Annotated in this window: 23 protein-coding genes; 4 read left to right on the top strand and 19 right to left on the bottom strand. The window is 66.7% G+C overall.

Features of this window, described 5'->3' with window-relative positions:
• Positions 1–26: 26 nt before the first annotated feature.
• The 18 genes from ACTWJ5_RS10600 to ACTWJ5_RS10515 all read right to left on the bottom strand — a co-directional run bounded on the left by ACTWJ5_RS10600 (position 27) and on the right by ACTWJ5_RS10515 (position 19,104).
• A complete protein-coding gene (locus ACTWJ5_RS10600) occupies positions 27–929 on the bottom strand; it encodes an NAD(P)-dependent oxidoreductase (RefSeq protein ID WP_444438439.1) in 903 nt (300 codons plus the stop codon).
• Positions 930–1,010: 81 nt separating this feature from the next.
• The gene (locus ACTWJ5_RS10595) at positions 1,011–1,763 is read right to left on the bottom strand and encodes an SDR family NAD(P)-dependent oxidoreductase (protein ID WP_301503027.1); all 753 of its coding nucleotides are present in this window, start codon (positions 1,761–1,763) and stop codon (positions 1,011–1,013) included.
• 60 nt (positions 1,764–1,823) lie between these two features.
• Complete coding sequence (locus ACTWJ5_RS10590; protein WP_301503026.1) at positions 1,824–2,396, bottom strand: nuclear transport factor 2 family protein; 573 nt, start codon at positions 2,394–2,396, stop codon at positions 1,824–1,826.
• Positions 2,397–2,453: 57 nt separating this feature from the next.
• Entirely contained in the window at positions 2,454–4,109 is a 1,656-nt protein-coding gene (locus ACTWJ5_RS10585) for a flavin-containing monooxygenase (RefSeq protein ID WP_444438437.1), read from the bottom strand.
• Between the two features lie 108 nt (positions 4,110–4,217).
• Positions 4,218–5,315 carry an ABC transporter substrate-binding protein gene (locus ACTWJ5_RS10580; protein ID WP_444438435.1) on the bottom strand — a complete coding sequence of 366 codons (1,098 nt, stop codon included), beginning with the start codon at positions 5,313–5,315 and terminating at the stop codon, positions 4,218–4,220.
• A gap of 274 nt (positions 5,316–5,589) precedes the next feature.
• Positions 5,590–6,840 carry an OprD family porin gene (locus ACTWJ5_RS10575; protein WP_198340158.1) on the bottom strand — a complete coding sequence of 417 codons (1,251 nt, stop codon included), beginning with the start codon at positions 6,838–6,840 and terminating at the stop codon, positions 5,590–5,592.
• A gap of 183 nt (positions 6,841–7,023) precedes the next feature.
• Positions 7,024–8,208: a CaiB/BaiF CoA transferase family protein gene (locus ACTWJ5_RS10570; protein WP_444438433.1), complete on the bottom strand. Its 1,185-nt coding sequence runs from the start codon at positions 8,206–8,208 to the stop codon at positions 7,024–7,026.
• A gap of 41 nt (positions 8,209–8,249) precedes the next feature.
• Positions 8,250–9,035: an IclR family transcriptional regulator gene (locus ACTWJ5_RS10565; RefSeq protein ID WP_444438431.1), complete on the bottom strand. Its 786-nt coding sequence runs from the start codon at positions 9,033–9,035 to the stop codon at positions 8,250–8,252.
• A complete protein-coding gene (locus ACTWJ5_RS10560) occupies positions 9,025–9,897 on the bottom strand; it encodes an IclR family transcriptional regulator (protein ID WP_261746538.1) in 873 nt (290 codons plus the stop codon). Before ACTWJ5_RS10560 ends, ACTWJ5_RS10565 begins: the two co-directional genes overlap by 11 nt.
• 9 nt (positions 9,898–9,906) lie before the next feature.
• Entirely contained in the window at positions 9,907–10,725 is an 819-nt protein-coding gene (locus tag ACTWJ5_RS10555) for an enoyl-CoA hydratase/isomerase family protein (protein WP_074985841.1), read from the bottom strand.
• Positions 10,726–10,745: 20 nt separating this feature from the next.
• Positions 10,746–11,525: an SDR family oxidoreductase gene (locus tag ACTWJ5_RS10550; protein ID WP_444438428.1), complete on the bottom strand. Its 780-nt coding sequence runs from the start codon at positions 11,523–11,525 to the stop codon at positions 10,746–10,748.
• A 19-nt stretch (positions 11,526–11,544) separates the two neighbouring features.
• Positions 11,545–13,485, bottom strand: a complete 1,941-nt coding sequence (locus ACTWJ5_RS10545; protein ID WP_074985835.1) for an AMP-binding protein — start codon at positions 13,483–13,485, stop codon at positions 11,545–11,547.
• Between the two features lie 52 nt (positions 13,486–13,537).
• The gene (locus ACTWJ5_RS10540; RefSeq protein WP_074985833.1) at positions 13,538–14,263 is read right to left on the bottom strand and encodes an ABC transporter ATP-binding protein; all 726 of its coding nucleotides are present in this window, start codon (positions 14,261–14,263) and stop codon (positions 13,538–13,540) included.
• On the bottom strand, positions 14,260–15,000 hold the full coding sequence (locus tag ACTWJ5_RS10535; RefSeq protein ID WP_261746541.1) for an ABC transporter ATP-binding protein: 741 nt from the start codon (positions 14,998–15,000) through the stop codon (positions 14,260–14,262). The genes ACTWJ5_RS10540 and ACTWJ5_RS10535 overlap by 4 nt, the downstream gene beginning before the upstream one ends.
• A complete protein-coding gene (locus tag ACTWJ5_RS10530; RefSeq protein WP_074985831.1) occupies positions 15,000–15,950 on the bottom strand; it encodes a branched-chain amino acid ABC transporter permease in 951 nt (316 codons plus the stop codon). Before ACTWJ5_RS10530 ends, ACTWJ5_RS10535 begins: the two co-directional genes overlap by 1 nt.
• Positions 15,943–16,818: a branched-chain amino acid ABC transporter permease gene (locus tag ACTWJ5_RS10525; RefSeq protein ID WP_074985829.1), complete on the bottom strand. Its 876-nt coding sequence runs from the start codon at positions 16,816–16,818 to the stop codon at positions 15,943–15,945. The genes ACTWJ5_RS10530 and ACTWJ5_RS10525 overlap by 8 nt, the downstream gene beginning before the upstream one ends.
• Before the next feature lie 29 nt (positions 16,819–16,847).
• Complete coding sequence (locus tag ACTWJ5_RS10520; RefSeq protein WP_444438425.1) at positions 16,848–18,041, bottom strand: ABC transporter substrate-binding protein; 1,194 nt, start codon at positions 18,039–18,041, stop codon at positions 16,848–16,850.
• A gap of 202 nt (positions 18,042–18,243) precedes the next feature.
• Entirely contained in the window at positions 18,244–19,104 is an 861-nt protein-coding gene (locus ACTWJ5_RS10515; protein ID WP_074985824.1) for a MaoC family dehydratase, read from the bottom strand.
• Between the two features lie 386 nt (positions 19,105–19,490).
• Between ACTWJ5_RS10515 and ACTWJ5_RS10510 the strand changes: the two genes are divergently transcribed.
• Entirely contained in the window at positions 19,491–21,146 is a 1,656-nt protein-coding gene (locus ACTWJ5_RS10510; RefSeq protein ID WP_444438423.1) for an electron transfer flavoprotein-ubiquinone oxidoreductase, read from the top strand.
• A gap of 103 nt (positions 21,147–21,249) precedes the next feature.
• On the top strand, positions 21,250–22,038 hold the full coding sequence (locus ACTWJ5_RS10505; RefSeq protein ID WP_074985818.1) for an IclR family transcriptional regulator: 789 nt from the start codon (positions 21,250–21,252) through the stop codon (positions 22,036–22,038).
• Between the two features lie 6 nt (positions 22,039–22,044).
• Here the strand turns inward: ACTWJ5_RS10505 and ACTWJ5_RS10500 are convergent, their stop codons facing one another.
• Positions 22,045–22,836: a helix-turn-helix domain-containing protein gene (locus ACTWJ5_RS10500; RefSeq protein WP_074985816.1), complete on the bottom strand. Its 792-nt coding sequence runs from the start codon at positions 22,834–22,836 to the stop codon at positions 22,045–22,047.
• 129 nt (positions 22,837–22,965) lie between these two features.
• Here ACTWJ5_RS10500 and ACTWJ5_RS10495 point away from each other — a divergent pair, with 129 nt between their 5' ends.
• Positions 22,966–23,781, top strand: coding sequence for a carbon-nitrogen hydrolase family protein (locus ACTWJ5_RS10495; RefSeq protein WP_444438420.1), 816 nt, complete (start codon positions 22,966–22,968; stop codon positions 23,779–23,781).
• 89 nt (positions 23,782–23,870) lie between these two features.
• The gene (locus ACTWJ5_RS10490; protein ID WP_444438419.1) at positions 23,871–24,965 is read left to right on the top strand and encodes a polyamine ABC transporter substrate-binding protein; all 1,095 of its coding nucleotides are present in this window, start codon (positions 23,871–23,873) and stop codon (positions 24,963–24,965) included.
• The last annotated feature ends 51 nt before the right edge of the window (positions 24,966–25,016 follow it).

The raw sequence follows: 25,016 nt of genomic DNA, 5'->3' as shown, positions 1-25,016 counted from the left end.
AGGCGAACAATTCCTTCCACCGGCCCTCAGGCGCTGCGCACTTCGGTGCCCGCCTGTTTTTCCACGAAGCGGATGATGCTGGTGAAGTCTTCGTCGCTGTGCCCGTCGGCGACGGCGGCCGCCCAGATCGCGCGGACCGCCTCCAGCCCCGGAACCGGTACCTCCAGGGCCGACGCCTCGTGCACGCCGAGCGCGACGTCCTTGGCGACGATGGAGAGATGGGCGCCGAAGCTGTAGGAGCCGGGCTTCAGCGCCTGCGCCAGTATCTCGGTCAGCGCGCGGCTGCTGCCGGTGCTGGCGGCCAGCACCTCGAGCATGGTCGCCGCGTCCAGGCCGGCCTTGCTGCCCAGGGCCAGGCCCTCGGCGGCGACGACCATGTTCGCCGCCATCACCAGGTTGTTCACCAGCTTCATGATCTGCGCCTGGCCGGCCTGGCTGCCCAGGTTGGTCACCTGCCGGCCGATCCGCCCCAGCCAGGGCAGCACTTCGTCCACCGCGGGCGGCGGGCCGGACACCATCATCGTCAGCCGGCCCTCGCGGGCCGCGGGGGCGCCGCCGCTGATGGGCCCGTCCACCAGGGCGATGTTCTTCGCCGCAAGGCCCGCGGCGATGGCCTGGATGCAGTCGCGGCCGATGGTCGAGGTTTCGACGTACAGCCGCACCCGCTCGCCGAAGATCACCCCGCCCTCGTCCAGCGCGACGCTCTTGCTGATGGCCGGGCTGGGCAGGCAGGCGAAGACGATTTCCGCGGCGTCGGCCACCTCGCGCGGGGAGCCATGGACGACCGCGCCCTTGCGCGAGAACGCGTCCAGGACCTGCGCGTTGCGGTCGAAGACATGCAGGGTGACGTCCTCACCCAGCAGGCGCTCGGCCATGGGCGCGCCCATCTGGCCCAGGCCTATCCACCCCAGATCGATTCGTTTCGACATAAGTTTTCTCGCTCCTGCAGGCTCGCCGAGGGCGAGCGATGCGTGGAAAAGGGGCGCGGGCCGCTGCCCTGCCCCGCTGATTCAGTAGATCGTCACGCCGCTGTCGACCGGCAGTATCTGCCCGGTGACGCGCCGGGACTCGTCGGCGCCGAGGAACACCGCCATCTCCGCCATGTCGATGGGCTCGCAGACGCCCAGCAGGCACTGGTCGGCGAGTTTCTTCAGTTCCTCGCGCTGGTCGATCAGCCCGCGGGTGCGCTCCGAGAGGGTCAGGCCCGGGGCGATGGCGTTCACCCGCACCTTGTCGGCGGCGTATTCGTGCGCCATCGAACGGGTGATCGCCGACACGCCGCCCTTGGCCGCCGTATAGCAATCGCGCTCGGGCAGCGACATCAGCGCGACCATCGACGAGAAGTTGATGACCGAGCCGCCGCCGGCTTCGATCAGCCTGGGAATGCCGTGCTTGCAGCAGACGAAGGTGCCGAACAGGTCCAGGCTGATCGCCCGCCAGAACTCTTCCTCGGGGGCCTCGGTGACGCGGCTGTCGTGGGGCGTGGAGCCGCCGGCGACATTGCACAGGATGTCCAGCTTGCCGAAGGACTTCACCGCCAGCTCGATGCCGGCCACCACGCTTTCGCTGCGGGTGACATCCACCACGCCGGCCACGATGCGCCCGCGATCCGCGCAGGAGGCGATGACGCCCTCCAGCGCGTCCCGCGAGATGTCCGCCGCCAGTACGCAGGCGCCCTCCTGCACGAAACGCCTGCAGATCTCCGAGCCGATGCCACCCGCCGCGCCGGTGACGAAGGCCACCTTGCCAGCCAACCTACCCATTGTCTTTCTCCTTCAAGCTGATGCCCGCCCCGCCACCGCGCGGGGCGAACGAACCCATGGTCAATCGCCCAGGCCGGCGGCGCGGCGGATCGCGAACAGCGGATCACCGGCGTCGCGCTTGCCCAGCGCCCACTTGGGATGGTCGTCCACCGTGCCGACGTTGGGCCGGGCATGGGTGGAGTCGAACACGGTCACCCGCTTGGCGATGCGCCACTGGCCGTCGCGCTTCTCGAAACGGTCGACGTAGCGGCCCAGCACGTCCATGCGGACGCGGCCGCTGGCCGAGGCGTCGGCGTCGTCGCCGAAGAACATCTTGCGGTGTCCTTCGGAGCTGGCGCTGAGCTCCAGCACCGCGAAGAAATAGGTCTCCACCACCGCCAGGTTCTGGTCGCCGAACTCGATCAGGCAGTTGCCCAGCAGGTGCGTGGACTTGGGCACGCCGGAATGGTTGCCGCTCACCCAGTCGATGAACTGCTCGCGGCTGCCGAAGAAGTCGCCGTGGTGGTCGGTGGCGTCCTCGAAGAAGGCCGCGCGGGCGCTCTCCCAGTCGCGGCGGTCGACCGAGCGCGCGTAGCGCATCACCACGTCATGGATGATGGATTTGTCGATCAGTTGCTGGATCGCATCAGTCATTGCTGTTCCCTTGTCGTCACAGATGCCGGCCGCCTTGGCCGCGGCCGGCAGGGCGCATCACGCCAGCTCGGTTCCGGCCTTGGCCGCGGGGGTTTCGAGGCGCTGGAAGATGAAGCCGCGATAGCCGTCGTTCGCCACCTCGTCGCACTTCTCCCGATAGCCGCCGGCGCCCCCCAGGTAGGGGATGAACACCCGGGGCTTGCCGGGCACGTTGGCGCCCAGGTACCAGGAGTTGGCCTTGAGGTAGAGGGTGTTGCTCACCACCTCCTGCACGTGCTCGAACCAGTGCTCTTCCGCGGCCTGGTCGGCCTCGATGGAGGCCAGGCCGTTGCGGCGCATGTAGGCGATGCAGTCGGTCACCCATTCCACGTGCTGCTCGATGGACACCGCCATGTTGTTCAGCGGGCCGGGGCTCAGGGGGCCGGTGATCATGAAGAAGTTGGGGAACTCGCTGGTGCTGATGCCCAGCAGCGCCCGCGGGCCGTCCCGCCACTTGTCCTGCAGCTTGCGGCCGTTGCGGCCGGTCAGGTCCACGCGCAGGATCGCGCCGGTGAGGGCGTCGTAGCCGGTGGCGAAGACCATGGCGTCGAATTCGTGGTGCACGCCGTCGCGGGTGAGGATGCCGGTCTCGGTCACGCGCTCCACCGGCGTCTCCCGCAGGTCCACCAGGGACACGTTGTCGCGGTTGAAGGTCTCGTAGTAGGCGATGCCCAGGCACGGGCGCTTGGTGCCGAAGGGGTAGCTGGTGGGGATCAGCTTCTCGGCGATGGCCGGGTCCTTGACGATCCCGCGGATCTTGCGCGCGAAGAAGTCCGCCACCGTCTTGTTGGCCGCCTCGTCGGCGAGGATGTCGGCGTAGGTCATGCGGAAGGCCAGCAGGTGGCCCATCTCGCCCCAGGCCTGCTCGTACTTCTTCTCGCGCTCCTCGGCGCTGACGTCGAAGGCCTTGGTGCTGGGGAAGTCCACCGGGATGCCGTAGCGGGTGTAGCGGGACTTCTGGCGGCGCGCGGCGTAGCTCTGCTTGACCTGGTCGCGGAGTTCGTCGGTCAGCTTGTAGTTGTCGGTGGGCACGCAATACACCGGGGTGCGCTGGAACACGCTCAGGTGCGCGGCCTGGCGGGCCACGATGGGAATGACCTGGATGCCCGAGGAGCCGGTGCCGAACACCGCCACGCGCTTGCCGGTGAAGTCCACGCCCTCGTGGGGCCAGCGCCCGGTGTGGTAGGTGGCGCCCTTGAAGCTGGACAGCCCTTCCAGCTCGGGGGCCTTCGGCTCGGACAGCACGCCGACGCCGCTGATGAGGTAGCGCGCCTTGAGGGTTTCGCCGCGGTCGGTATGCACGCCCCAGAGCGCCTGCTTTTCCTCGTAGGTCGCGGCCGTCACGCGGGTCTGGAACTGGAAATGGCGGCGCAGTTCGAAGCGATCGGCGACATGGTTCAGGTAGCTGAGAATCTCCGGCTGGGCCGCGTAGCGCTCGCTCCAGTTCCACTCCTGCTGCAACTCCTCGGAGAACGAGAAGGAGTAGTCGAAGCTCTCCAGGTCGACCCTGGCGCCGGGGTAGCGGTTCCAGTACCAGGTCCCGCCGACGTTGTCGCCGGCCTCGAAGCCCTGGACGTCCAGGCCCATGTCGACCAGCTTCTTGGTCATGTAGAGGCCGGACATGCCGGCCCCGATTACCACCGCATCGACGATGCGAACCGTTTTCTCAGTCATGGCAGTGCTCTTCCCATCTCGGTGAATCGATAGCCAGCCAGCGCTGGCGCTGGGCATCCGCCCCCGCCGGGCACGGGGCGCCGGCGGGAGCGAAGCGCCCGTTCCTCGTCAGTCGGCCAGCCTGGCCGACAGCTCCTGCGGCTGGATCCGCTCGATTTCCACCAGCTGGTTGCCCTTGAGCTGGGCAACGATGGCCGGAATCAGGATCTGCTGCGGCGTTCCGTAGGTGGTGGCGCCACCGAAGGCGGCAGGGCCGTAGAAGGAGTCGAAGGTGACCTTGGGCAGGGCCGCGGCGACGGCGCCGGGCTCGATGCTCTGGGCCTTCTGCATGGCGGCGGCCAGCGCCTTCACGCCGTCGTAGGAGGCGATCTGGATCGGGTTGACGTCCTCGCCGGTCAGCGCCCTGACGCCCTCGTTCAGGTAGGCCCGGTGCTTGTCGATGGCGCCGCCCTGGGGCGTGGCGAAGCCCATGTACAGGTTCTCCACCGCGCCCTGGCCGGTGACCAGCAGGCCGGCGGCGCTGGTGCCGATCTGGTTGACCTTGACGCCGTTCCAGCCGAGCGCGGCCAGCTCCTTGAACACCCGGCCGCTGTCCGCGGCGGGGCTGGCGCAGAGGTCGACGACGTCCGGCTTGAGCGCGGCCAGCTTGGCGGCGACCGGCTGGAACTCCGAGATGCCGCGCTCGAACCAGTCGCTGGCGATCACCTTCACCCCGGCGGCTTCCCAGGCTTGCCGGGTGACCGCCTCGACTTCCTTGCCGCTGGCGTCGTTGGGGTTGAGCAGGACCACCGTCCTGATCTGCGGGTTGGCGCTTTTGACGTAGCGGACCAGCGGCGCGACGATTTCGCGGGGGCCGTTGTTCAGCGTGAAGGTCAGCGGGTACTTCGGCCCCTTCAGGCTCTCGCCCCAGGCGGAGGTGAACATCAGCACGCCGCGCCGCTCGGAAAGCGACTGCAGGGCGCGGGCGGTGGCGGTGCCATGGGCGGCCACCACGTACTTGACGTTGTCCTTGCTCAGCAAGGTCTGGGCGACCTTCGCGCCATCGGCGGCGTTGTACTTGTTGTCGTAGGCCACGCACTGGAAGTTGTAGACGTGCCCGGAAACCTTCACGCCACCGGCGGCCGCGACTTCCTTGGCCGCTTCGTCGCACAGCCATTTCGAACCTATGCCCCAATTACCGGCAGAGCCCGAAAGAATCAGCGACATGCCGAGTTTTATAACTTCATCGGCACTGGCCTGAGAGGAAACCGATGAAATACCTATGAATAAAGAGCAGGCAAGCGAAACAACTTTCTTATTGATCTTCTTCATGGCGGTTACCGCATGATGTTTTTATTTGAATTCATTAGAAGTTCGGCCTGCCGCAGCGTCAACGCAACCAGGCCGGACGTTCCGTTCTTTGGAATCTTTCGGTTGAACCGGGCCCGGGCAAGTTCAGGCATCGATGACGCCAAGGCCTGAACCCGGCCTACCCCTGGGCTCAGAACAACGGGATGGTGTAGTTGAAGATCAGGCGGTTCTGGTCCTCGTTGCGCTGGATGTCGCTGCGCATGGAGGCGTTCCACCAGGTGACGCCGAGGCCCTTCAACGGCCCGCTCTGGATGACGTAGTTGACGTTGAAGTCGCGCTCCCACTCAGTCTGATCGCCGCCGCCGACGGCCTCGATGTCGCGGCCCCGCAGGTACATCGCCGAGGCGGTCAGGCCGGGGATGCCGACACCGGCGAAGTCATAGCCGTATTGCGCGTAGCTGGTGGCCTCGCCCGCGGCGGTGAAGTTGGTGATGAGGCGGTTGGTGTACAGGTAGACGTTGACACCGCCGGCGCCGGCGTCGGGCACGCTGCCGGAGTTCAGCTGCACGAAGGGGCTGTCGTCGGAAACCTTCTGGTAGCCCAGCAGGAACGAGTGGCCGTGGACCGAGTAGATGAAGGTCGCGCTCCAGGTGTCGTTGTCGATCTCGCCGTCGCCGCCGCTGGTGTAGCCGCTGACCTGGTAGCCGGCCTTGCCCGAGGCGTTGGCGCCCTGGGAGTTGGTCTTGAAGTAGCGCAGGTCGGTCTTCAGGAACTGGTCGTTGCCCAGGCTCAGGGTGTGCACCGCGCCGACGAAATGCTGGCGGTAGTAGTCCTCCAGCGAGGCCTGGTAGTACTGCACCAGCAGGTTCTTCCTCAGCTGGTAGTCCGCGCCGGCGAAGTAGAACTCGTTGCTCTCCTCCTTGCCGCCCCGCACCGACAGCCCGGTCCGGTCGCTGGAGCCGCGGCCGGTGGTGCTCTCGAGCTTGCCGCCGACCAGGGTCAGGCCGTCGATCTCGCTGGAGGTCACCATCCCGCCCTGGAAGGTCTGCGGCAGCAGGCGGGCGTCGTTGGCGTCGACCACTGGCAGCTTGGGCAGCAAGGTGCCGACCCGCGCCTCGGTCCTGGAGGCGCGCATCTTCAGGGTCATGCCGAAGCGGCTCCAGTTGTCCACGGCGCCCTCGCCGTCGGAGGGGATCAGGGTACTGCCCGGATGGCGCCCCTTGCCGCTGTCGAGCGTCACCCCCAGCAGGCCCAGGGCGTCCACCCCCAGGCCGATGGTGCCCTCGGTGAAGCCCGACTGGTAGTCCAGCTTGAAGCCCTGGGCCCATTCCTCGGTCTTGGACGGCGCGTTGCTGCCGTCGCGATAGTCACCGTTGAAATAGAAGTTCCTCAGCCCGAGGTTGAGTTTGCTGTCACCGATGAAATCCGCCCTGGCGTGCATCGAGGCGAGTACGCCAAGAAGCGGGACAGTTATATACAACGTGCGTTTCGAACTACACATACCACCACCCTCATTTTATTGTTTTTGGGGTCGAGAAAAGCCGACGCCAGAACTTATCGTCAGCGCGTTTTAAATGGTGATAGATCTAAATTACTGGAAGTGGATACTCTGGGCAGGTCGTCGTCAGATCACCTTTTTAAGTTGCCACTCCTTTATCTGGGCAGGGTCGAAACCATATTCCTGCAGAACTTCCAGGGTATGTTCTCCAACCAATGGAGCATGTTTCTGGATTTGCAGGGGCGTTCGGGAAAGATTCACCGGCGGGGCTATGTAGGGCGCCCCCGAATCCAGGTGCGGATGTTCCAGCCAGACGTAGGCGCCGCTGTCGGCAATCGCCTGGTCGGCATTCACCTGCGCCGGGGAATAGACCGGCCCGGCCGGAATCTTGGCCTGGCCGAGATCCTGCAACGCCTGCTCCCGCGTGCGTTGGGAGCACCACTGGGCCATGCGCCGGGAAAGCTCCTCGCCGTTGCGCCCCCTGAGTTCGTCGTCGGCGAAGCGCGGGTCGTCCAGCAGTTCCGGGCAGCCGACGATCCGTGTCCAGCGCTTGAACATGGCCGGGCCGATGACCTGCACGATGATCCAGCCGTCGCGGGTCTCGAAGATGTCCGAGGGGCCGTAGCTCTGGCTGCGGTTGGCGGTGGCCTGGCGCTCCAGCTTCAGCAGCTGTTCCTCGATGAGGTAGCCGCTGGAGAAATTCAGCGCGGTCTGCAGCAGCGAGGCCTCAACCTTCTGTCCCTGGCCGCTCTTGTTGCGCTCGTAGAGGGCGGCGACGGCGCCCAGCGCGCAGGAGATGGCCGTGGCGTAGTCCACCACGGGCACCATCGACTTGATCGGCTGGCCGGGGAAGCCGGACAGGTAGACGCCGCCGCTCATGGCCTGGCCGACGCCATCGAAGCCGATCTTGTCGCGCAGCAGTTCGCTGTCGCCGAACGCCGAGGGCGCCACCAGGATGATGTCGGGCTTGATCGCCTTGAGCGTCTCGTAGTCCAGCCCGAGGTTGACCAGCGTCGCGCCGGGCATGTTGGCGATGACGATGTCCGCCGACTCCACCAGGCGCCGGACGATCCTGCGCCCCTCCTCGCTGGCCAGCTCCAGGGTGATGGAGCGCTTGTTGCGGTTGGATTGCAGAAACACCGCGCCATCGCCCTGCCCGGTGACCGGCATGACGAAGCGGTCCTCGCTGCCGCCCAGCCGGTCGATACGGATGACGTCGGCCCCCAGGTCCGCCAGCAGCGCGCCGCAGAACGGCCCGGCGATGAACCGCCCGAAATCCAGGACCCGAATATTCTCTAGCACCTTCGCCATGGTTCGCCTTTTCACTTGTTCAAACGGAGGATTCTTGTTCACTAGAACGGCCCTTCGAGGTCGCGGAGGATGCGTTCCAGTTCCGGGGCGGCGTCCTTGAGCCGCTCGCCGATGACACTGCGGACCTTGTCGAAGTCCGCGCCCACCACGGCGGCGCCGCAGTTCAGCCCCATCACGGTCGCGGCGCGGCCGATCCGCACCGGCACGCCGATGCCGTAGGTGTCGCGCTGGTAGCCGCCCTTGACCAGGCAGGTACCGCTGTTCTGCAGTTCCTCGAAGCTGCCCTGGATGCCCGCCAGGACCTGCGGGTAGCGCTCGCCGAAACGCCGTTTCATCTCGCCGAAGAGCTGCGCGCGCTCCGCCTTGCCGAGCCCCCACAGGTAGGCGCGGCCGATGGCGGTGGACTCCATCGGCAGCATCGAGCCCACGCCCAGGCGCAGCGTGGCGATGGACCGGCTCGAGCAGTAGGTCACATAGAGCATTTCCAGGTCGTCGCGAACGGCCAGCGCCACCGACACGTTCAGCTCGTCGGCCAGTTCCTGCATGAAGGGTTGCGCCAGGCGCACCAGGGGGCTCGACTCCAGGTAGGCGTGGCCGATCCCCAGCGAACCGGCCCCCAGCTCGAACTGGCGCCCGCCCACCGCGTGGCGCAGGAAGCCGACGAACATGAGCGTCGTGGTCAGGCGCGACACCGTCGATTTCGGCAGGCCGGTGCGCGCCACGATCTCGGCGTTGGACAGGGGCGTGCGCTCGCCGCGGAACGCCCGGAGGACCTGCAGGCCGCGCTCGACGGTCAAGAGCGCATCGCCGTGCTCGTCAATGGCCATGCTCGGGCTCCTCCCTGTAGTGGCTGGCGGCGGAGGCGTCCAGCGAGTGCTTGAACTGGCTCGCCAGCGACGCCAGCTGCGGCCCCAGCTCGCGCGAGACGCGGGCCTTGCTCATGTGCGCCAGCGAGCCGATGCAGGCCAGCACGAACAGGCCCTTGCCGGCGACGTTCATCGGCACCGAGACCACGCCCAGGTCGCGGTCGAGCTTGCTCAGCGAATAGCAGAAGCCCATGGTCCGGAACTGGTTGATCGACTCGGTCAGGTGCGGCTCCAGCCCCTCCCACTGCGCGGGCATGCGCCTGGCGATGTTCTCCAGCAGGTAGGCGCGCTCCAGGGCCGGCAGCGAGGCCAGGAGCGTGTGGCCCATCTGCGAGGACGAGATGGCGATGCGCGTGCCGACGTTCAGGCCCGAGCGGCGGAAGCTGCCGGTGCCCGTGCAGCTCTCCAGCGCCACCAGGTCCAGGCGATCGCGCATGGCCAGCAGCACGGTCACGTTGTGCGTGCAGGCGAAGCGGATCAGGTCCTGGCGCACCAGGCGCTGCACGTCCGAGTGGAAGGTGGCGGAGTAGCCCAGCGAAAGGACCGGGGCGGCCAGGCGGTATTGCCGGCGCTCCTTGCAGTAGCCGACGTAGCCCAGGGCGACCAGGCTGCGCAGGAAGCGATTGACCGTGGAGGCCGGAAGCCCCGTCCGGTCGGCGATGTCCTTGTTGCCCAGCCATTGGTCGTGGGCGCTGAAGGCGGACAGCACCTCCAGCGCGCGCAGCAAGGGCATGACCAGCCCCGAGCGGGCGGCGGGAAGCTCCGGAAACTCCAGGGTCTGGCTCCGCTGCAGCTCGGCTGAGGTACTTTCGGCCCGGGTCATGCTCCTCTCCTACACCTGGGTATCGTCCGGGAACTTCGGCGCGCGCTTCTGCCGATGGGAGGCCACGCCCTCCTTCACTTCGGCGCCGCCGAAGCCCAGCATTTCCAGGGCGAGCGAGGCGTCGAAGATGGGGCCGGCCTGGCGCAGCCAGTTGTTCAGCGAGTACTTCGTCCAGCGGATCGCCGACTGCGCGCCGCTGGCCAGGCGCGTGGCCACGTCGAGGGCCTTGTCCTGCAGCTCGTCGTCCTCCACGCACAGCGACACCAGGCCCAGGCGCTCGGCCTGCTCGCCACTGAGCGGCTCGCACAGCAGCAGGTGGTACTTGGCCTTGGCCATGCCGCACAGCAGGGGCCAGATGATGGCCGCGTGGTCGCCCGCGGCGACCCCCAGCCGGGTGTGGCCATCCACCAGCTTGGCGCTCCTGGCGGCGATCGAGATGTCGGCCAGCAGCGCGGCGACCAGGCCCGCGCCCACGGCGGGGCCGTGGATCGCCGAGACGATCGGCTTGTTGCAGTTGATGATGTTGTAGACGAGGTCCTTGGACTCCTTCCACATGCGGCAGCGGTACTCGAAGTCGTCGATCATCTGCTCGACGACCTCGAAGTCGCCGCCGGCGGAAAACGCCTTGCCGTCGCCGCGGATGATCACGGCATTGACCGAGTCGTCGGCCTCCACGTCGCGCCAGACCCTGGCGATCTCGGCGTGGCCGATGGCGTCCAGGGCATTGAGCCGCTCGGGACGGTTGATGGTGATGCGCAGCACCCGCGGCGCCGGGCGGTCGAAGGTCAGGCGCTGGTAGTCGGCTGCATAGGAAACTGTTTCGGACATCGCTGTAATCTCCGTTGTGCTCAGCGTCCGCCGCTGATGGAGCGGTTGGAAACCAAGCCGCCGTCGAGGGTCACCACCGCGCCGCTGGTGTAGGACGAGCGGGCAGAGGCGAGGAAGACGAACAGGTCGGCCACTTCGTCCACCGTCGCGGGGCGGCCGAGCGGGTAGCGCTTGAAGGCCTCCGCCTCGTCCGCGCCTTCGCTGGTCCCGGCTTCCAGCAGGCGACGGATGCGCGGCGTGTCCACCGGCCCCGGGTTCACCCCGACGACGCGGATCCCGTCGTCCAGGCTGCGCCCGCCCAGGGCCCGGGTGAAGGCCATCAGCGCCGCGTTGCCGGTGGTGCCGGCGATGTAGTCGAAGTCGAACATTTCGCCGCCGCTGCCGATGTTGTTGAGGATCACCCCGCCGCGGCGCTCGCGCATCGCGGCGTAGACCAGGCGGGTCAGGTTGATGTAGCCGAACACTTTCAGCTCCCAGCCCTGCCGCCAGCGTTCCTCGTCCACGTCCCAGAGGTTCCCCGCCGGGATGCTGCCGGCGTTGTTCACCAGCACGTCGATGTCCTGGCCGAAACGCGCCACCTCGGCGATGGCGCCGGGCAGCGACATGTCCAGCGGCAGTACCTCGACGTTTACGCCGAAGCGTTCCCGCACGGAGCCGGCCAACGCGGCCAGGCGGCCTTCATCGCGGGCGACCAGCTTCAGGTCGCTGCCCTCGCGGGCGAACGCCACCGCCAGGCCTTCACCGATGCCCTGCGAGGCCCCGGTGATCATCACTGTCTTGCCTTTGAGTTCGAGATTCATGTCGTGTGCCTATGGGAATTCAGCGCTGCAGCGCCTGCCGGATCACATCCAGCGCAGCGGGGTTGTCCAGCGACGACATGTCGCCCAGCGGCAGGTCGTTGCAGAGGTTGCGGATGACCCGGCGCATGACCTTGGAGCTGCGGGTCTTGGGCAGCTGCGTCACGAAGAGGGCGCGGGCCGGCACGAAAGGCTTGCCCATGCGCGCCTCGACGTGCGCCGCGATGCGCTTGAGCAGGTCGGCGTCGCCGTCCTCGACGCCGGGGGCCACCAGGAACACCACCAGCTTCTGGCCCTTGGTCGGGTCCTTGACGCCCACCGCGGCCGCTTCGCTGATCTGCGGGATTTCCAGCAGCACCTCTTCGATCTCCGCCGGCCCCACGCGCTTGCCCGCCAGCTTGATGGTGTCGTCCGAGCGGCCCAGCATGAAGTAGCTGCCGTTCTCGCGCAGCGCCAGGTCGCCGTGGACCCAGAGGCCGGGGATGGTCCGCCAGTAGGACTCCAGGTAACGCTCGTCGTCCTGCCAGAAGGACTGGGTCATGCCCACGAACGGACGGCGGATGGCCAGCTCGCCGGGTTCGCCGCTCACGTCGCGGCCGTCGTTGTCCACCACGCAGACCGCGACGCCGGGGGACGCGGTGTTGAACCCCGCGGGGCTGATCGGCCGGATGATCACGCTGGACAGCAGCGCGCCGGACACCTCGGTGCCGCCGGTGTAGTTGATGACCGGGCAGCGGCCGGCGCCGAAATGCTGCTGGAACCAGCAGAAGTGCTCCGGGTCGATCCCCTCGCCGGCAGTGATCAGCAGCTTCAGCGAAGAGAAATCGGCCTGGCAGGAAAGCGCCTCGTGGGCGGCCAGGCCACGGATCAGCGTCGGCGCCGAACCGAAGTGGGTCACCCGGTGGCGCTCGATCAGCCCGCCCATCCGCGACCAGTCCGGGAAGTCCGGCGCGCCGTCGTAGCAGACCAGGGTGGCGCCGCGCATCAACGCGCTGCACAGCACCAGCGCGCCGGCGATCCAGCCCATGTCGGCAGGCCAGCAGAACACGTCGCCCGGCTTCACGTTGAAATGCACCGCCGAATCGTGGGCGATCTTCAGGGCGAAGCCGCCGTGCACGTGCACGGTGCCCTTGGGCTTGCCGGTGGTGCCGGAGGTGTAGACGATCATGAACGGATCGTTCGCCGCCATGCTGGCCGCCGGGCGCTCGCGGCCGACCCCGGCCTGCGCCACCGCGGCCCAGGAAAGGCCGTCGCCGCCCTGCCCCGGCGCCCCTTCGGGCGTGTGGACGATCAGCGTCTCGATGCTCGGAAGTTCTTCCCGGGCGGTCTTTATCAGGCCGAGTATGTCGACCCACTTGCCGCGGCGATGGAAGCCCGCGCTGGCGATCAGCGCCTTGGCCGAGCAGGCGGACAGCCGCGAGCGGATGGCATCCACGCCGAAGCCGCTGAACAGCGGCACGGCGACCGCGCCGACATAGGCGATGGCCAGCAGCGAAACGGTCGCTTCCAGGCCGTTGGACATCAGCAGGCCGATGCGGTCGCCACGCTTCAGGCCGCTGGCCTCGAGCCCGGCGGCGAAGGCCCTGACCATCGCCGACAGCTCCGCGTAGGTGGCGCGCCGCGCCGGGCCGGTCTCGCTCTCGGCGATCACCGCGGCCTGCGCCGCCAGGCTCGCATCGTCCGCCTTGCCGAGGATGCTCTGCACCCAGTTGAGCCGGCCGCCGGGGAACCAGTTGGGGAATTCCGGCCCCCGGGAGTCGTCGAGGTAGGCGTCGAACGGCTGCTCCCAGGCAATGCCGCAATACTGCATCACCATGCGCCAGTAGCGGTCGGGGTCCTGGATGGAACGAGCGTAGAACTCGTCATAGTCATCCGTTCCCAGCAGGCGCATGAGTTCCACCACGTTGGCGGTGGCGAGGTCATCGGCGCTGGGTTGCCATTCAGTGAGCGAGTTGCTTTTCATCTTACTTCCCATGTCCAACCAGATCAGAAGCCAGAGGGGCGGCCAGGGCCCCTCACATACCCATGTATGCCCTTTGCACGTCTTCGTTCTGCGCCAGTTCCGCCGCCACACCCTGGGAAACGATTTCGCCGCCCTCCATCACATAGGCATAGTCGGCGATGCGCAGGGCGGTTTCCGCGTTCTGCTCGACCAGCAGCACGTCGACGCCGGTATCGCGGATCCGGCCGATCACCTGGGCGATCTGCTCGACGACGGCGGGCGCAAGACCGATGGTCGGCTCGTCCAGCAACAGCAGCCTGGGCTTGCTCATCAGCGCCCGGGCGACCGCGACCATCTGCTGCTGCCCGCCGCTGAGCGAGCCGGCCTGGCTGGGCAGGCGCGGGCGCAGGTCGGGAATGAATTCCAGGCACTGCTCCAGGTCCGCCTCGACCTGCGAGCGGTCCTTGCGGCAATAGGCGCCGAGCATCAGGTTCTCCAGCACCGTCATGCTGCCGAACAGGCGGCGGCCCTCGGGCACCAGGCTCAGGCCGCGGCGCAGCAATTCGTCGGGCTGGCGGTTGGCGACCGCTTCGCCATTGAGCCGGACCTCGCCCGCGTCGCTCTTGAGCAGGCCGCTGATGCACTTCATCAGCGTCGACTTGCCCGCGCCGTTGGCGCCGATCAGCGTCACCACCTGGCCGCGCGCCACGCCCATGCTCACCCCGCGCAGCGCGGGCACCTTGCCGTAGCTGGCGACCAGGTGCTCGACCTGCAGCGAATACTCGACGGCGCTGTTCATTGCACACCTCCCAGGTAGGCGGAGATCACACGGGGGTTCTGCCTGATCTCCCCGGGCGTGCCGGTGGCGAGCATCTGGCCATGGTGCAGCACGACGATGCGATCGCAGATCTGCATCACTGCCTTCATGTTGTGCTCCACCAGCAGGATGGAGCTGCCGAACTCGCGGCGGATGCGGCGGAAGACTTCGAGGGTGGACTCCACTTCCGTCTGGTTCAGGCCGGTCAGCGGCTCGTCCAGGCACAGCAGCCGCGGGCGGGTGGCGAAGGCGATGGCGATGCTCACCAGGCGCTGGATGCCGTGCGGCAAGGTGCCGGCGGCGGACGCCAGGCACCCCGTCAGCCCGAGGATTTCGGCGGTGTCGAGCGCCCGGGCGCGCTGGGCGCGGCTGGCCAGCAGCGGCAGCGCGCCGATGGCGCCGATGAGGATGTTGTCCAGCACACTCATGCTCGGCAGGATGCTGCCGTGCTGGAAGGTGCGGGTGATGCCCATCCGGCTGATCGACTCGGGCGAGACGCCGGTGACGTCGTTGCCGTCCACCTCCAACCGCCCGCTCGAGGGCTTGTAGAAGCCGCTGATCAGGTTGAAGGTGGTGCTCTTGCCGGCGCCGTTGGGGCCGATGAGCCCCAGCACCTCGTTGCGGCGGATGTCGAAGCTGAGGTCGGCCACGGCCTTGACGCCGCCGAACGAGCGGCTGATGTCGCGGGTGGCGAGAATGGACTGGGTGGCGGCGTTCATCATTGGGCCCTCCGGGCGACGACGCTGGCGCGGGACGCCCGCGGGCGGCACGACAGCGCGCGGCCGACGAGGCCGGCCACGCCCTTGGGCAGCAGCAGCATCGCGATGACGATGGAGGCGCCGTAGAAGATGTGCTCGTTGAGGCCGCTGTCCAGCGCCAGGGCATTGAGCGATATGAGCAGCGCCGCGCCGAGGATCGGGCCGAGCGGGTGCTGCTCGCCGCCGACCTTCAGGTAGGCCAGGGCGAAGGTCGAGAGCAGGAAGCCGAAGTCGCCGGGGCTGATCACGTTGTTGGTGAAGGCATGCAGCGAGCCGGCGACACCCACCGCGAAGGAGGCGATGACGAAGCAGGCCACCTTGCTCAGGTGCACGCGGATGCCCACCGAGCGGGCCACGCCTTCGTTGTCCTTGATGGCGGTGAAGATCTTGCCGACGTTGGAGGTTTCGATCAGGTAGAGCGCGGCGACCAGGCCCCCGCTCAGCAGGATCACCAACGGCGTGGTGTAGGCGTCCAGGCCCTCGGGCATGAAGATGCCGACCAGCCCGGAGTTCCCGCCCAGCCATTCCGACTTGGTGTAGATGATCCGCATGACTTCGGCGAAGGCGAAGCCGATCAGCAGGAAGTAAGGGCCCTTGGTGCGCAGGGTGATGAAGCCGAACACCAGGCTGATCAGCGCGGCCACCACCCCGCCGGCCAGCAGGGCGACGACGAACGGCCACTCCAGCATGGTGGTCATGACCCCGGCGGTATAGGCGCCGATGCCATAGAAGGCCGCGGTGGCGAAGTTCAGCTCGCCGATCAGCATGACGAAACGCAGGCTGGAGGCGACCAGCGCGGCGATGGCGATCCAGACCATCAGCTTGGCGCTGTAGCCGTCGCCGGCGAAATGGCTGGCCACGGCGATGGCGACACAGAAAACACAGCAGACAAGGAATTTTTGCTTAGCCACGGCCCAGCACTCCGTTCGGACGAACAAGCAGCATCAGCATCACCAGGACGAAAATCGCGAGGCTGGCGCTGGAGGGGTCGAAGTAGAAACCGCCGAAGGCTTCTATCGCGGCGATCAGCAGGCTGCCGATGATGGCGCCGGGCACGCTGCCCAGGCCGCCGATCACCACCGCGATGAAACCCTTGATCAGGAAGCTGTCGCCGAAGGTCGGCGACACCGACGACACCGGGGCGATCAGCGCGCCGGCCACGGCGCCGATCAGGGTGGCGAAGACGAAGCCGCTGAAGGCGATCGACTTGTAGGGGATGCCCTGCAGCATGGCCGCCTCGTGGTCGATGGACACGGCGCGCAGGGCATTGCCGAAGCGCGTCTTCGCCAGCGCCCAGGTCAGGCCCGCGGTAAGCAGCACGGCGATGATGCAGATCAGCAGGCGCTGGGCGCTGATGCCGGCGCCCAGAATGCTGACGGTGCCTTCCACCAGCGGCGGGACGGAGCGCACGGCGCCGCCGAAGATCTCCAGGTAGGCCCCTTCGAACAGCAGCACCAGGCCTGCCGAAAGAATGAAGGAGCCGACCAGGTCCCGCTGGAACCAGCGGAAGCCGACCTGGTAGGCCAGCACGCCGAAGCCGGTGGCCAGGGCGATGCCGGCCAGCAGGCCCAGCCCGTAGGCGGCGAACAGGGAAAGCCCCTGGGCGGTGAGCCAGGGAATGACCACCGCGACGACCAGCGCGGACATCGTGAAGAACTGGCCATGGGCGAAGTTCACGATCTTCAGCACGCCGAAGATAATGGTCAGGCCCAGGGCGAACAGCACATAGACCGAGCCGATCTGCACCGTCGTCAAAAACAACTGGAATATAGTTTCCATGACTCCTCCAACCACCTCGACGGCAGCGATCACTGGATGCGCTGGCTCAGCTCTTCGGGTTGCACGCGGCCCACTTCGACCAGCTTGTCCTGTTGCAGCTGGGTGACGATCACCGGGACCAGGATTTGCTGGGGCGTGCCGTAGGTTGCCTTTCCGCCGAACGCGGACTTGCCGTAGAAGGAGTCGAAGGTGATCTCCGGAAGCGCCTCGGCGACGGCCTTCGGCTCGACGCTCTGGGCTTTCTCCATCGCCGCGGCCAGGGCCTTGACCGAGTCGTAGAAGCCGATCTGGATGGCGTTGATCGATTCGCCGGTCTGGGCTTTCACGCCGTCGTTCAGGCGGCGCTGCAGGTCGGTGGTGCCGGGCGAATCCAGGGCGACCGCGGCGCCCATGTAGGTACCGCTGGCCGCCTCCCCGCCGGTCGCCAGCAGGCCGCCCGCGCCGGTGCCCACCTCGATCACCTTGACGCCGTTCCAGCCCAGGCCGCTGAGTTCCTTGAACAGCTGGCCGCTATCGGCCGGCGTGCTGGAGCAGAGGTCGACGGCGTCGGGCTTGAGCGACGCCATCTTCGAGGCCACCGGCTGGAACTCGGTGGTCCCGCGCTCGTACCAGTCGCTGGCCAGCACCTTCACCCCGGCCGCTTCCCAGGCCTTGCGCGCGATGGCCTCGGTTTCCTGGCCGGTGGCGTCGTTGGGGTTCATCAGCACCACCGTCTTGATCGACGGGTTGCGCTCTTTGACGAACTTGACCAGCGGATAGACGATCTCGTTGGGCGTATTCATCTGGGTGAAGGTCAGCGGGAACTTGGGCCCCTTGATGCTGGTGCCCCAGGCCGTGGTGAAGATCAGCGCGCCACGGCGTTCGGAGAGGGATTGCAGCGCCCGTACCGGCGCGGTGCCCAGGCTGCCCGCGACGAACTTGACACTGTCTTTGCTGAGCAGCGTCTGGGCAACTTTCGCACCGTCGGCGGCGTTGTATTTATTGTCGTAGGCCACGCATTCGAAGTTATAGGTCTGGCCCGCAACCTTGACGCCACCCTGCGCCGCGACGTCGCCCGCGGCCTGTTCACAGAGCCACTTGGCGCCGATACCCCAGTTCGCGCCGGCACCGGACAGCGGCACCGACAAACCGAGTTTCATGACTTCCGCCGCACTGCCACACAGCGGAGCGAGGGCGCCGAAGGAAAGACCGAACAGCAGATAAAACCGTTTAATTGCGGACATGATCAAACCTCTTGTTCTTATGATTTCATTTAATTCCCGCACTACTGGAGCGTCAACGCGACCGCCCCGCACGTTCCGTACTTCGGAATAACGACTGCTATTGCTCCTCGCGCTGCCGCGCGCCGAAAAACCTGAAGCCCCTTGCCAGAGCGTCTGCCAGCTTGAAATTCCAGAAACCGGAACAATTCCGCGACGCGGAATTTCAGGACGCTCCCGCCAACTCCACCCGGCCATTGCCGACCACGAGCACATCGCGCTCGACGACCCGCGCCTGGAAGCTGCCGTCGCGCCAGATTTCGCAGCGGATGGTCTCCCCGGGATACACCGGCGCGGAGAAGCGCAGCGCCATGGTCTTCAGCTGCTGCGCCTGGTAGTCGGCAAGGCTCTTGAGCAACGCATGGCAGACCACGCCGAAGGTGCACAGGCCATGCAGGATGGGGCCCGGGAAGCCGGCCCGGGCGGCCACCGCCGGGTCGGCATGCAACGGGTTGTCGTCGCCGTTCATCCGGTAATAGAGGGCCTGCTCCGGGCGGGTCGGCAGGTCCACGACGAAGTCCGGCGTGCCTTCGGGCCGCGGCCTGCTGGTGCCGATGGGCGTGGCCGAACCGCCGAATCCGCCGCCGCCGCGAATGAAGGTGGTATTGAGCGTGGAAGCCACCAGCCGGCCGTTGCCGACATCGGTCAGGCGCTTGCGGGTATACAGCAGCGCGCCCTGGCCCTCGCCCTTGTCGACCAGGCCCACGATCGAGGTTTCGCTGAGCAGCGCCCCCTCGACCGGCAGCGGCGCATGCAGCGTCAGCTCCTGCTCGCCGTGGACCACCTGGGTGGGGTCGACGCCCGAGCGCGGATCGGCCAGCCAGAAGCCCGGGTGGGCCAGGACCAGCGCCATCGACGGCAGCGCCAGCAGATCGCGGGAGTAGTCCACGTAGCGCAGTTGCCGCTCGTCCCGCGGGTCCTGCCCGAGCCCGACGGACAATGCGTAGAAAGCGGTTTCCCGGCGCGTCAGCGACTGACGGACGCTGGGTATCGAATAACTGAGCAACTTCTCGGCATCGATGGGCATACCGCTTTCCTCTTGTTCTATCGCCGGCTCGGGCGTCGATCCATTTCATTTCAATAAATGAAATCAGGTTTCAATTCATACTTATCCCATTCAATGGAACGCACAACCGCGAAGTGCGGGTTGTTCCGGATATCAGAATCCGCGGCCGGCCCGGATTATCCGGTGAATCGTTTGTTCATCGATTCCAGAGCGGTTCATTCCACGCGGCGGGAAACGCTTTAAAAGCCTTGAAGCGGCACTTGTCAGCGGCGATTCGGGGAGATATCCATGAAAACCCGAATTTCATAAATTGAAATTTCATTTCATTCATTGAATCATGCGCCCCATTGCGGAGCTGCATCGATGCCGGCGCCAGCCAACGCCACTGAAACAGGAGAGAGCAGGAAGTGGAACGCGAATACATGGAATTCGACGTCGTCATCGTCGGCGCCGGCCCTGCCGGTCTGTCCGCCGCATGCCGACTGAAGCAGAAGGCCGCCGACGCGGGTCAGGAGATCAGCGTCTGCGTGGTCGAGAAGGGTTCCGAAGTAGGCGCCCACATTCTCTCCGGCGCCGTGTTCGAGCCCCGCGCGCTGAACGAGCTGTTCCCCAACTGGAAGGAACTCGAAGCCCCGCTGAACACTCCGGTCAAGCGTGACGACATCTATGTCCTGAAGAACGACCAGGCCGCCACCAGGGTGCCGAACTTCTTCGTGCCCAAGACCATGCACAACGAGGGCAACTACATCATCTCCCTGGGCAACCTGTGCCGCTGGCTGGCCCAGCAGGCCGAGGGCCTGGGCGTCGAGATCTACCCGGGCTTCGCCGCCCAGGAAGCGCTGATCGACGAGAACGGCGTGGTCCGTGGCATCGTCACCGGCGACCTGGGCGTCGACCGTGAAGGCAATCCGAAAGAAGGGTACTACACCCCGGGTATGGAGCTGCGCGCCAAGTACACCCTGTTCGCCGAAGGCTGCCGTGGCCACATCGGCAAACAGCTGATCAGGAAGTACAAGCTCGACAGCGACGCCGACGCCCAGCACTACGGCATCGGCATCAAGGAAATCTGGGACATCGACCCGGCCAAGCACGACCAGGGCCTGGTGGTGCACACCGCCGGCTGGCCGCTGAACGACGACAACCCGGGCGGCTCCTTCCTCTATCACCTGGAGAACAACCAGGTGGTGGTCGGCCTGATCATCGACCTGTCCTACAGCAACCCGCACCTGTCGCCCTTCGACGAGTTCCAGCGCTACAAGCACCACCCGGTAATCAAGCAGTACCTCGAAGGCGGCAAGCGCGTGGCCTACGGCGCCCGCGCCATCTGCAAGGGCGGCCTGAACTCGCTGCCGAAGATGGTCTTCCCCGGCGGCGCGCTGATCGGCTGCGACCTGGGCACCCTGAACTTCGCCAAGATCAAGGGCAGCCACACCGCCATGAAGTCCGGCATGCTGGCCGCCGAGGCCATCGCCGAAGCCCTGGCCGCCGGTCGTGAAGGTGGCGACGAGCTGAGCAACTACGTGGACGCCTTCAAGGCCAACTGGCTGTACGACGAGCTGTTCCGCAGCCGCAACTTCGGCGCGGCCATCCACAAGTTCGGCGCCATCGGTGGCGGTGCGTTCAACTTCATCGACCAGAACTTCTTCGGCGGCAAGATCCCGCTCACCCTGCACGACACCACCCCGGACTACGCAACCCTGAAGAAGGCCAGCGAAGCGCCGAAGATCGACTACCCGAAACCCGACGGCAAGCTCAGCTTCGACAAGCTCTCCTCGGTGTTCCTCTCCAACACCAACCACGAGGAAGACCAGCCGATCCACCTCAAGCTGACCGATCCGAGCGTGCCGATCGCCAAGAACCTGCCGCTCTACGACGAGCCCGCGCAGCGCTACTGCCCGGCCGGCGTGTACGAAGTGGTGAGCAACGACGACGGCAGCAAGCGCTTCCAGATCAACGCGCAGAACTGCGTGCACTGCAAGACCTGCGACATCAAGGATCCGGCGCAGAACATCACCTGGATCGCCCCGGAAGGCACCGGCGGGCCGAACTATCCCAACATGTAAATCATCCCGACATGTAAGTCCGCCCAACATGTGACGCCAGCCAGCCACGGTCGCTCCCCGTGGCCGGCCCGGCCCGAACCACTCCCCTGCCCCGGTGCCCAGCATGACCCGCGAAAAGCCCACAGGCGAAAGCCACCCCCGCCGCGCCGGCGCCAAGGACGTCGGCGCGGTGGTCAACGCCATCCACATCCTCCGCCACCTGGCCGCCGCCGAGGCGCCCGAAGGCGTGACCAGCATCGCCCGCGCCACCGGCATCAGCCCCAGCACCTCGTTCAACATCCTGCGCACGCTGAGCCACGAGCAACTGGTCTGCTTCAACGGCCAGGACAAGACCTACCAACTGGGCCTGGGCCTGTCGGAGCTGGCCGTGGGCTTCATCGGCCGCAGCTACGCCGACCTGATCCAGCCGGAGCTGGACGGGCTGAGCCTGAACCACAACATCCTCATCACCCTCTGGCAACTGACCGGCGATGCCCACATCCGCGTCATCGCCCACTCGATCCCGCCCACCGCGCACATCAACGTAGCCCTGGGCGCGCGCCTCCCGGAACTGGCCGGCGCCGCGGGGCGCTGCATCGCCGCCGCGCGCAACCTGCCCGATGCCGAACTGCGCCGCCGGCTGACGAAAATCCGCTGGGAAAGCCCGCCCGGCTTCGAACAGTTCCGCGCGGAAGTGGCGCAGGCCGCGGAAAGGGGCTGGGGCATCGACCAGAACCAGCTCTACCGCGGCGTCAGCACCGTCTCCAGCGCCATCGTCGACCGCGAAGGACAGCCGCGCTTCGTGATCTCCGCCATCGGCATCAGCGCCCAGCACGAGCAGGATGGCCTCGAGCGCATCGGCGCGAGCCTGCGGGATACCACCCGTTTCATCGAACGGGCGTTGTTCCCCTGAGCGGCGTCAGCTGCCGGCCTGGGCGTTCTGGAAGACCTTGAAGAGTTCCGGCTGCGACTTGACCTTGAGCTTGGCATAGACGTGCCGGCGGTGGACCTTCACCGTCTCGGCGGAGATGTCGAGCTTGGCCGCCACCTCCTTGTTGGAACAGCCGCTGAGCACCAGGCGGATGACGTCCAGCTCCCGGCCGGTCAGGGGCGTGCCCAGGCGCGCCATGATCTGCTCGAGGTTGCCCTGCCAGCGCACGCCGGGCCGGGGGGACGGCTCGTTGACTCCGCCCTCGAAGAACAGGCGCTGGCGCATCAGCGCGCACACCCAGGGGCGGATCAGTTCGAGCAGTGCGATCTGCTGCGGCTCGAAGCGCGAGCGGCTGCCCAGGGACAGGCACAGGCTGCGCTCGCCATCCAGGCAGACGTTGTACTGCACCTCGTCCTCCACCACGTTGTGCGTGAAGTACAGCCGGTAGTACTCGGTCTCGCGGAAGCACTCAGGGGCCACCTCGGCGAGGCGGAACAGGCCGCTTGCCGGCCGCTCGCGGTTGGCGATGTAGAAGGGATCGAGCAGGTACAGGCCCTCAACGTAATCGTGGAACAGCGGGTCGGGGCCGCCGCCCTGGTAGGGGCTCTCGGCGAATATGCGCGGGCGGTCGTCGCTGAACATCAGCGCCACCCAACTGCCCAGCGCCATGTGGTCGCCCAGTACGTCGGCCAGGGCGCGCCAGAAATCGGGCCGGTCGAGGCGCTCGGCCAGTTGCCCGAAGGCCCGGTGCCAGGCCACGTCCAGGAGCGTCAGAGCCATGCAGTACCCCCAGGGTTAACTAAACGGCGGAATAGGAAATTCGCTTGCGCTTCGCATACTTGCACTGGCCCTGCCGAAAAGTCACTGACTTTCCCGGTGCGGCCCCAGCTCATCGACAAGGTCCGAACAATGAAACTCGAGCTCGTGCAACAAGCCGCCCGCGACGGCGACACCTCCTACAACCTCCACCGCATCCTGCAGGCCATCGCCGGCTGCGCGCCGGACACCGACATCGTCGTCTTCCCCGAGGCGCAGATCACCGGCTTCCTCAACGCGCAGAACATCGCCGCCAATGCCGAACCGCTGGATGGCCCGAGCCTGCAGGCAGTGCAGCGTGCTGCCCGCGAACGCGGCGTGGCGGTGGTCGTCGGGCTGATCGAGAACGACGGCGGCCGCTTCTACAACACCAGCGTATTCGTGGCCCCCGAAGGCCTGGCGCTGAGCTACCGCAAGACCCACCTGTGGGTCTCCGAGCCGGGCCTGGTGCTGCCCGGAGACCGCTACGCCACCCTTGAGTGGCGCGGCGTGCGCATCGGCCTGCTGATCTGCTACGACAGCGAGTTCCCCGAGAGCGCCCGCGCCCTGGCGGAACTCGGCGCCGAACTGATCCTGGTCAGCGACGGCAACATGGAGCCCTACGGCCACGTCCACCGCACCTCCATCACCGCCCGCGCCCAGGAGAACCAGGTGTTCGCCGTCGTGGTGAACCGCGTGGGCGAAGGCGAGGACGACATCACCTTCGCCGGCTGCAGCGCGGTGGTCGACCCCTTCGGCCGCATCCAGTTCGAAGCCGGTAACCGCGAATGCCGGCACTTCGTCGAACTGGACTTCAGCCAGATCGCCGCCGCCCGCGAACTCTATGACTACCAGGCGGAAAAGCGCTTCCAGCTGCCCGGCGAACGCATCGAGCACGCCGACGGCCGCCGTGAGCTGCTGATTCCCTGAGCCCACGCTTTGCAAGCGCCCTTCGCTACCTGCCAATAACAACAGACCGCTGGCCACCTCCCGGGGAACAGGCCAGCCAGGAGCCCCAGATGAAATTCCCGCGCCTCTTCCCGTTCGGCCTGGCCTCGTTGCTCGCGCTGGGCACCGCCCACGCCGAGCCGCCGACCGTGCACCTGTACAACTGGTCCGACTTCCTCGCGCCGGACACGGCCAAGGAACTGCAGGCCGCCACCGGCATCAAGCTGGTCCAGGACGTCTTCGACGATGCCGAGGTGATGGAAAGCAAGCTGATGGCCGGCCGCAGCGGCTACGACGTGGTCATCATCCCGGACGACCTCATCCCCAACTTCGCCAAGGCCGGCGTGCTGCAGGAACTGGACCGCTCGCAGCTGGGCAACTGGCCGCACCTGGACGCCGAAGTGCTGCACAAGCTGCAGGTGAACGACCCGGGCAACCGCTACGCGGTGCCCTACATGTGGGGCACCACCGGCATCGGCTACAACGCCGACAAGGTCGCCCAACGGCTAGGAGCGGACGCGCCGGTGGACTCGTGGGACCTGATCTTCAAGAAGGAAAACATCAGCAAGCTCAGCGAATGCGGCGTCGCCATGCTCGACGCGCCGGTGGAAATCATCCCCATCGCCCTGCACTACCTGGGCCTGCCGCCCAACAGCAAGAACCCGGCCGACTATGAACGCGCCGAAGCCCTGCTGCAGAGCATCCGCCCCTACATCCGCTACTTCGACTCATCGAAATTCCCCTCCGACCTGGCCAACGGCGACATCTGCGCCGTGGTCGGCTGGGGCGGCTCGGTATACAGCGCCAAACAGACCGCCGAACGGGCCCACAACGGCATGAAGATCACCTACAGCATCCCCCGCGAAGGCGCCCCGGTATGGATGGAAAACCTGGCGCTGCTCAAGGACGCACCACACCCACAACAAGGCTACGCCTTCATCGACTACATCCTGCGCCCGGAAATTACCGCGAAGAACTCCAACTACGTCGGCTACCCCAACGGCAACAAGGACGCCACCAAACTGATAGACGCCCAACTGCGCGAAAACCCGGCGCTGTATCCCACGAAGGAGGTCATGGATACGTTGTATCCGCTAGAGACATTGCCCTTGAGGCTTGAGCGGGTGCGTACGCGGGTCTGGACGAGGGTGAAGACTGGGACGTGAGGGGTTTGGGCTGTTGGGGGGCCGACTTCTGCTGGGTGGGGGTCGGCTGGT

It is taken from the genome of Pseudomonas sp. A6 (assembly GCF_052367875.1).
Classification (GTDB): Bacteria; Pseudomonadota; Gammaproteobacteria; order Pseudomonadales; family Pseudomonadaceae; genus Pseudomonas; species Pseudomonas citronellolis.
The sequence above is the reverse complement of the archived record's forward strand: the minus strand, read 5'-3'. Positions and strand labels throughout refer to the sequence as shown.

Bases quoted from the DNA above. Each gene is read 5' to 3' on its own strand.
- ACTWJ5_RS10555 (WP_074985841.1), bottom strand. From the start codon at position 10,725: ATGTCCGAAACAGTTTCCTATGCAGCCGACTACCAGCGCCTGACCTTC.
- ACTWJ5_RS10580 (WP_444438435.1), bottom strand. From the start codon at position 5,315: ATGTCGCTGATTCTTTCGGGCTCTGCCGGTAATTGGGGCATAGGTTCG.
- ACTWJ5_RS10600 (WP_444438439.1), bottom strand. From the start codon at position 929: ATGTCGAAACGAATCGATCTGGGGTGGATAGGCCTGGGCCAGATGGGC.
- ACTWJ5_RS10495 (WP_444438420.1), top strand. From the start codon at position 22,966: ATGAAACTCGAGCTCGTGCAACAAGCCGCCCGCGACGGCGACACCTCC.
- ACTWJ5_RS10515 (WP_074985824.1), bottom strand. From the start codon at position 19,104: ATGCCCATCGATGCCGAGAAGTTGCTCAGTTATTCGATACCCAGCGTC.
- ACTWJ5_RS10590 (WP_301503026.1), bottom strand. From the start codon at position 2,396: ATGACTGATGCGATCCAGCAACTGATCGACAAATCCATCATCCATGAC.
- ACTWJ5_RS10550 (WP_444438428.1), bottom strand. From the start codon at position 11,525: ATGAATCTCGAACTCAAAGGCAAGACAGTGATGATCACCGGGGCCTCG.
- ACTWJ5_RS10595 (WP_301503027.1), bottom strand. From the start codon at position 1,763: ATGGGTAGGTTGGCTGGCAAGGTGGCCTTCGTCACCGGCGCGGCGGGT.
- ACTWJ5_RS10575 (WP_198340158.1), bottom strand. From the start codon at position 6,840: ATGCACGCCAGGGCGGATTTCATCGGTGACAGCAAACTCAACCTCGGG.
- ACTWJ5_RS10585 (WP_444438437.1), bottom strand. From the start codon at position 4,109: ATGACTGAGAAAACGGTTCGCATCGTCGATGCGGTGGTAATCGGGGCC.
- ACTWJ5_RS10540 (WP_074985833.1), bottom strand. From the start codon at position 14,263: ATGAACAGCGCCGTCGAGTATTCGCTGCAGGTCGAGCACCTGGTCGCC.
- ACTWJ5_RS10490 (WP_444438419.1), top strand. From the start codon at position 23,871: ATGAAATTCCCGCGCCTCTTCCCGTTCGGCCTGGCCTCGTTGCTCGCG.
- ACTWJ5_RS10500 (WP_074985816.1), bottom strand. From the start codon at position 22,836: ATGGCTCTGACGCTCCTGGACGTGGCCTGGCACCGGGCCTTCGGGCAA.
- ACTWJ5_RS10560 (WP_261746538.1), bottom strand. From the start codon at position 9,897: ATGACCCGGGCCGAAAGTACCTCAGCCGAGCTGCAGCGGAGCCAGACC.
- ACTWJ5_RS10505 (WP_074985818.1), top strand. From the start codon at position 21,250: ATGACCCGCGAAAAGCCCACAGGCGAAAGCCACCCCCGCCGCGCCGGC.
- ACTWJ5_RS10535 (WP_261746541.1), bottom strand. From the start codon at position 15,000: ATGAACGCCGCCACCCAGTCCATTCTCGCCACCCGCGACATCAGCCGC.
- ACTWJ5_RS10565 (WP_444438431.1), bottom strand. From the start codon at position 9,035: ATGGCCATTGACGAGCACGGCGATGCGCTCTTGACCGTCGAGCGCGGC.
- ACTWJ5_RS10570 (WP_444438433.1), bottom strand. From the start codon at position 8,208: ATGGCGAAGGTGCTAGAGAATATTCGGGTCCTGGATTTCGGGCGGTTC.
- ACTWJ5_RS10525 (WP_074985829.1), bottom strand. From the start codon at position 16,818: ATGGAAACTATATTCCAGTTGTTTTTGACGACGGTGCAGATCGGCTCG.
- ACTWJ5_RS10545 (WP_074985835.1), bottom strand. From the start codon at position 13,485: ATGAAAAGCAACTCGCTCACTGAATGGCAACCCAGCGCCGATGACCTC.
- ACTWJ5_RS10520 (WP_444438425.1), bottom strand. From the start codon at position 18,041: ATGTCCGCAATTAAACGGTTTTATCTGCTGTTCGGTCTTTCCTTCGGC.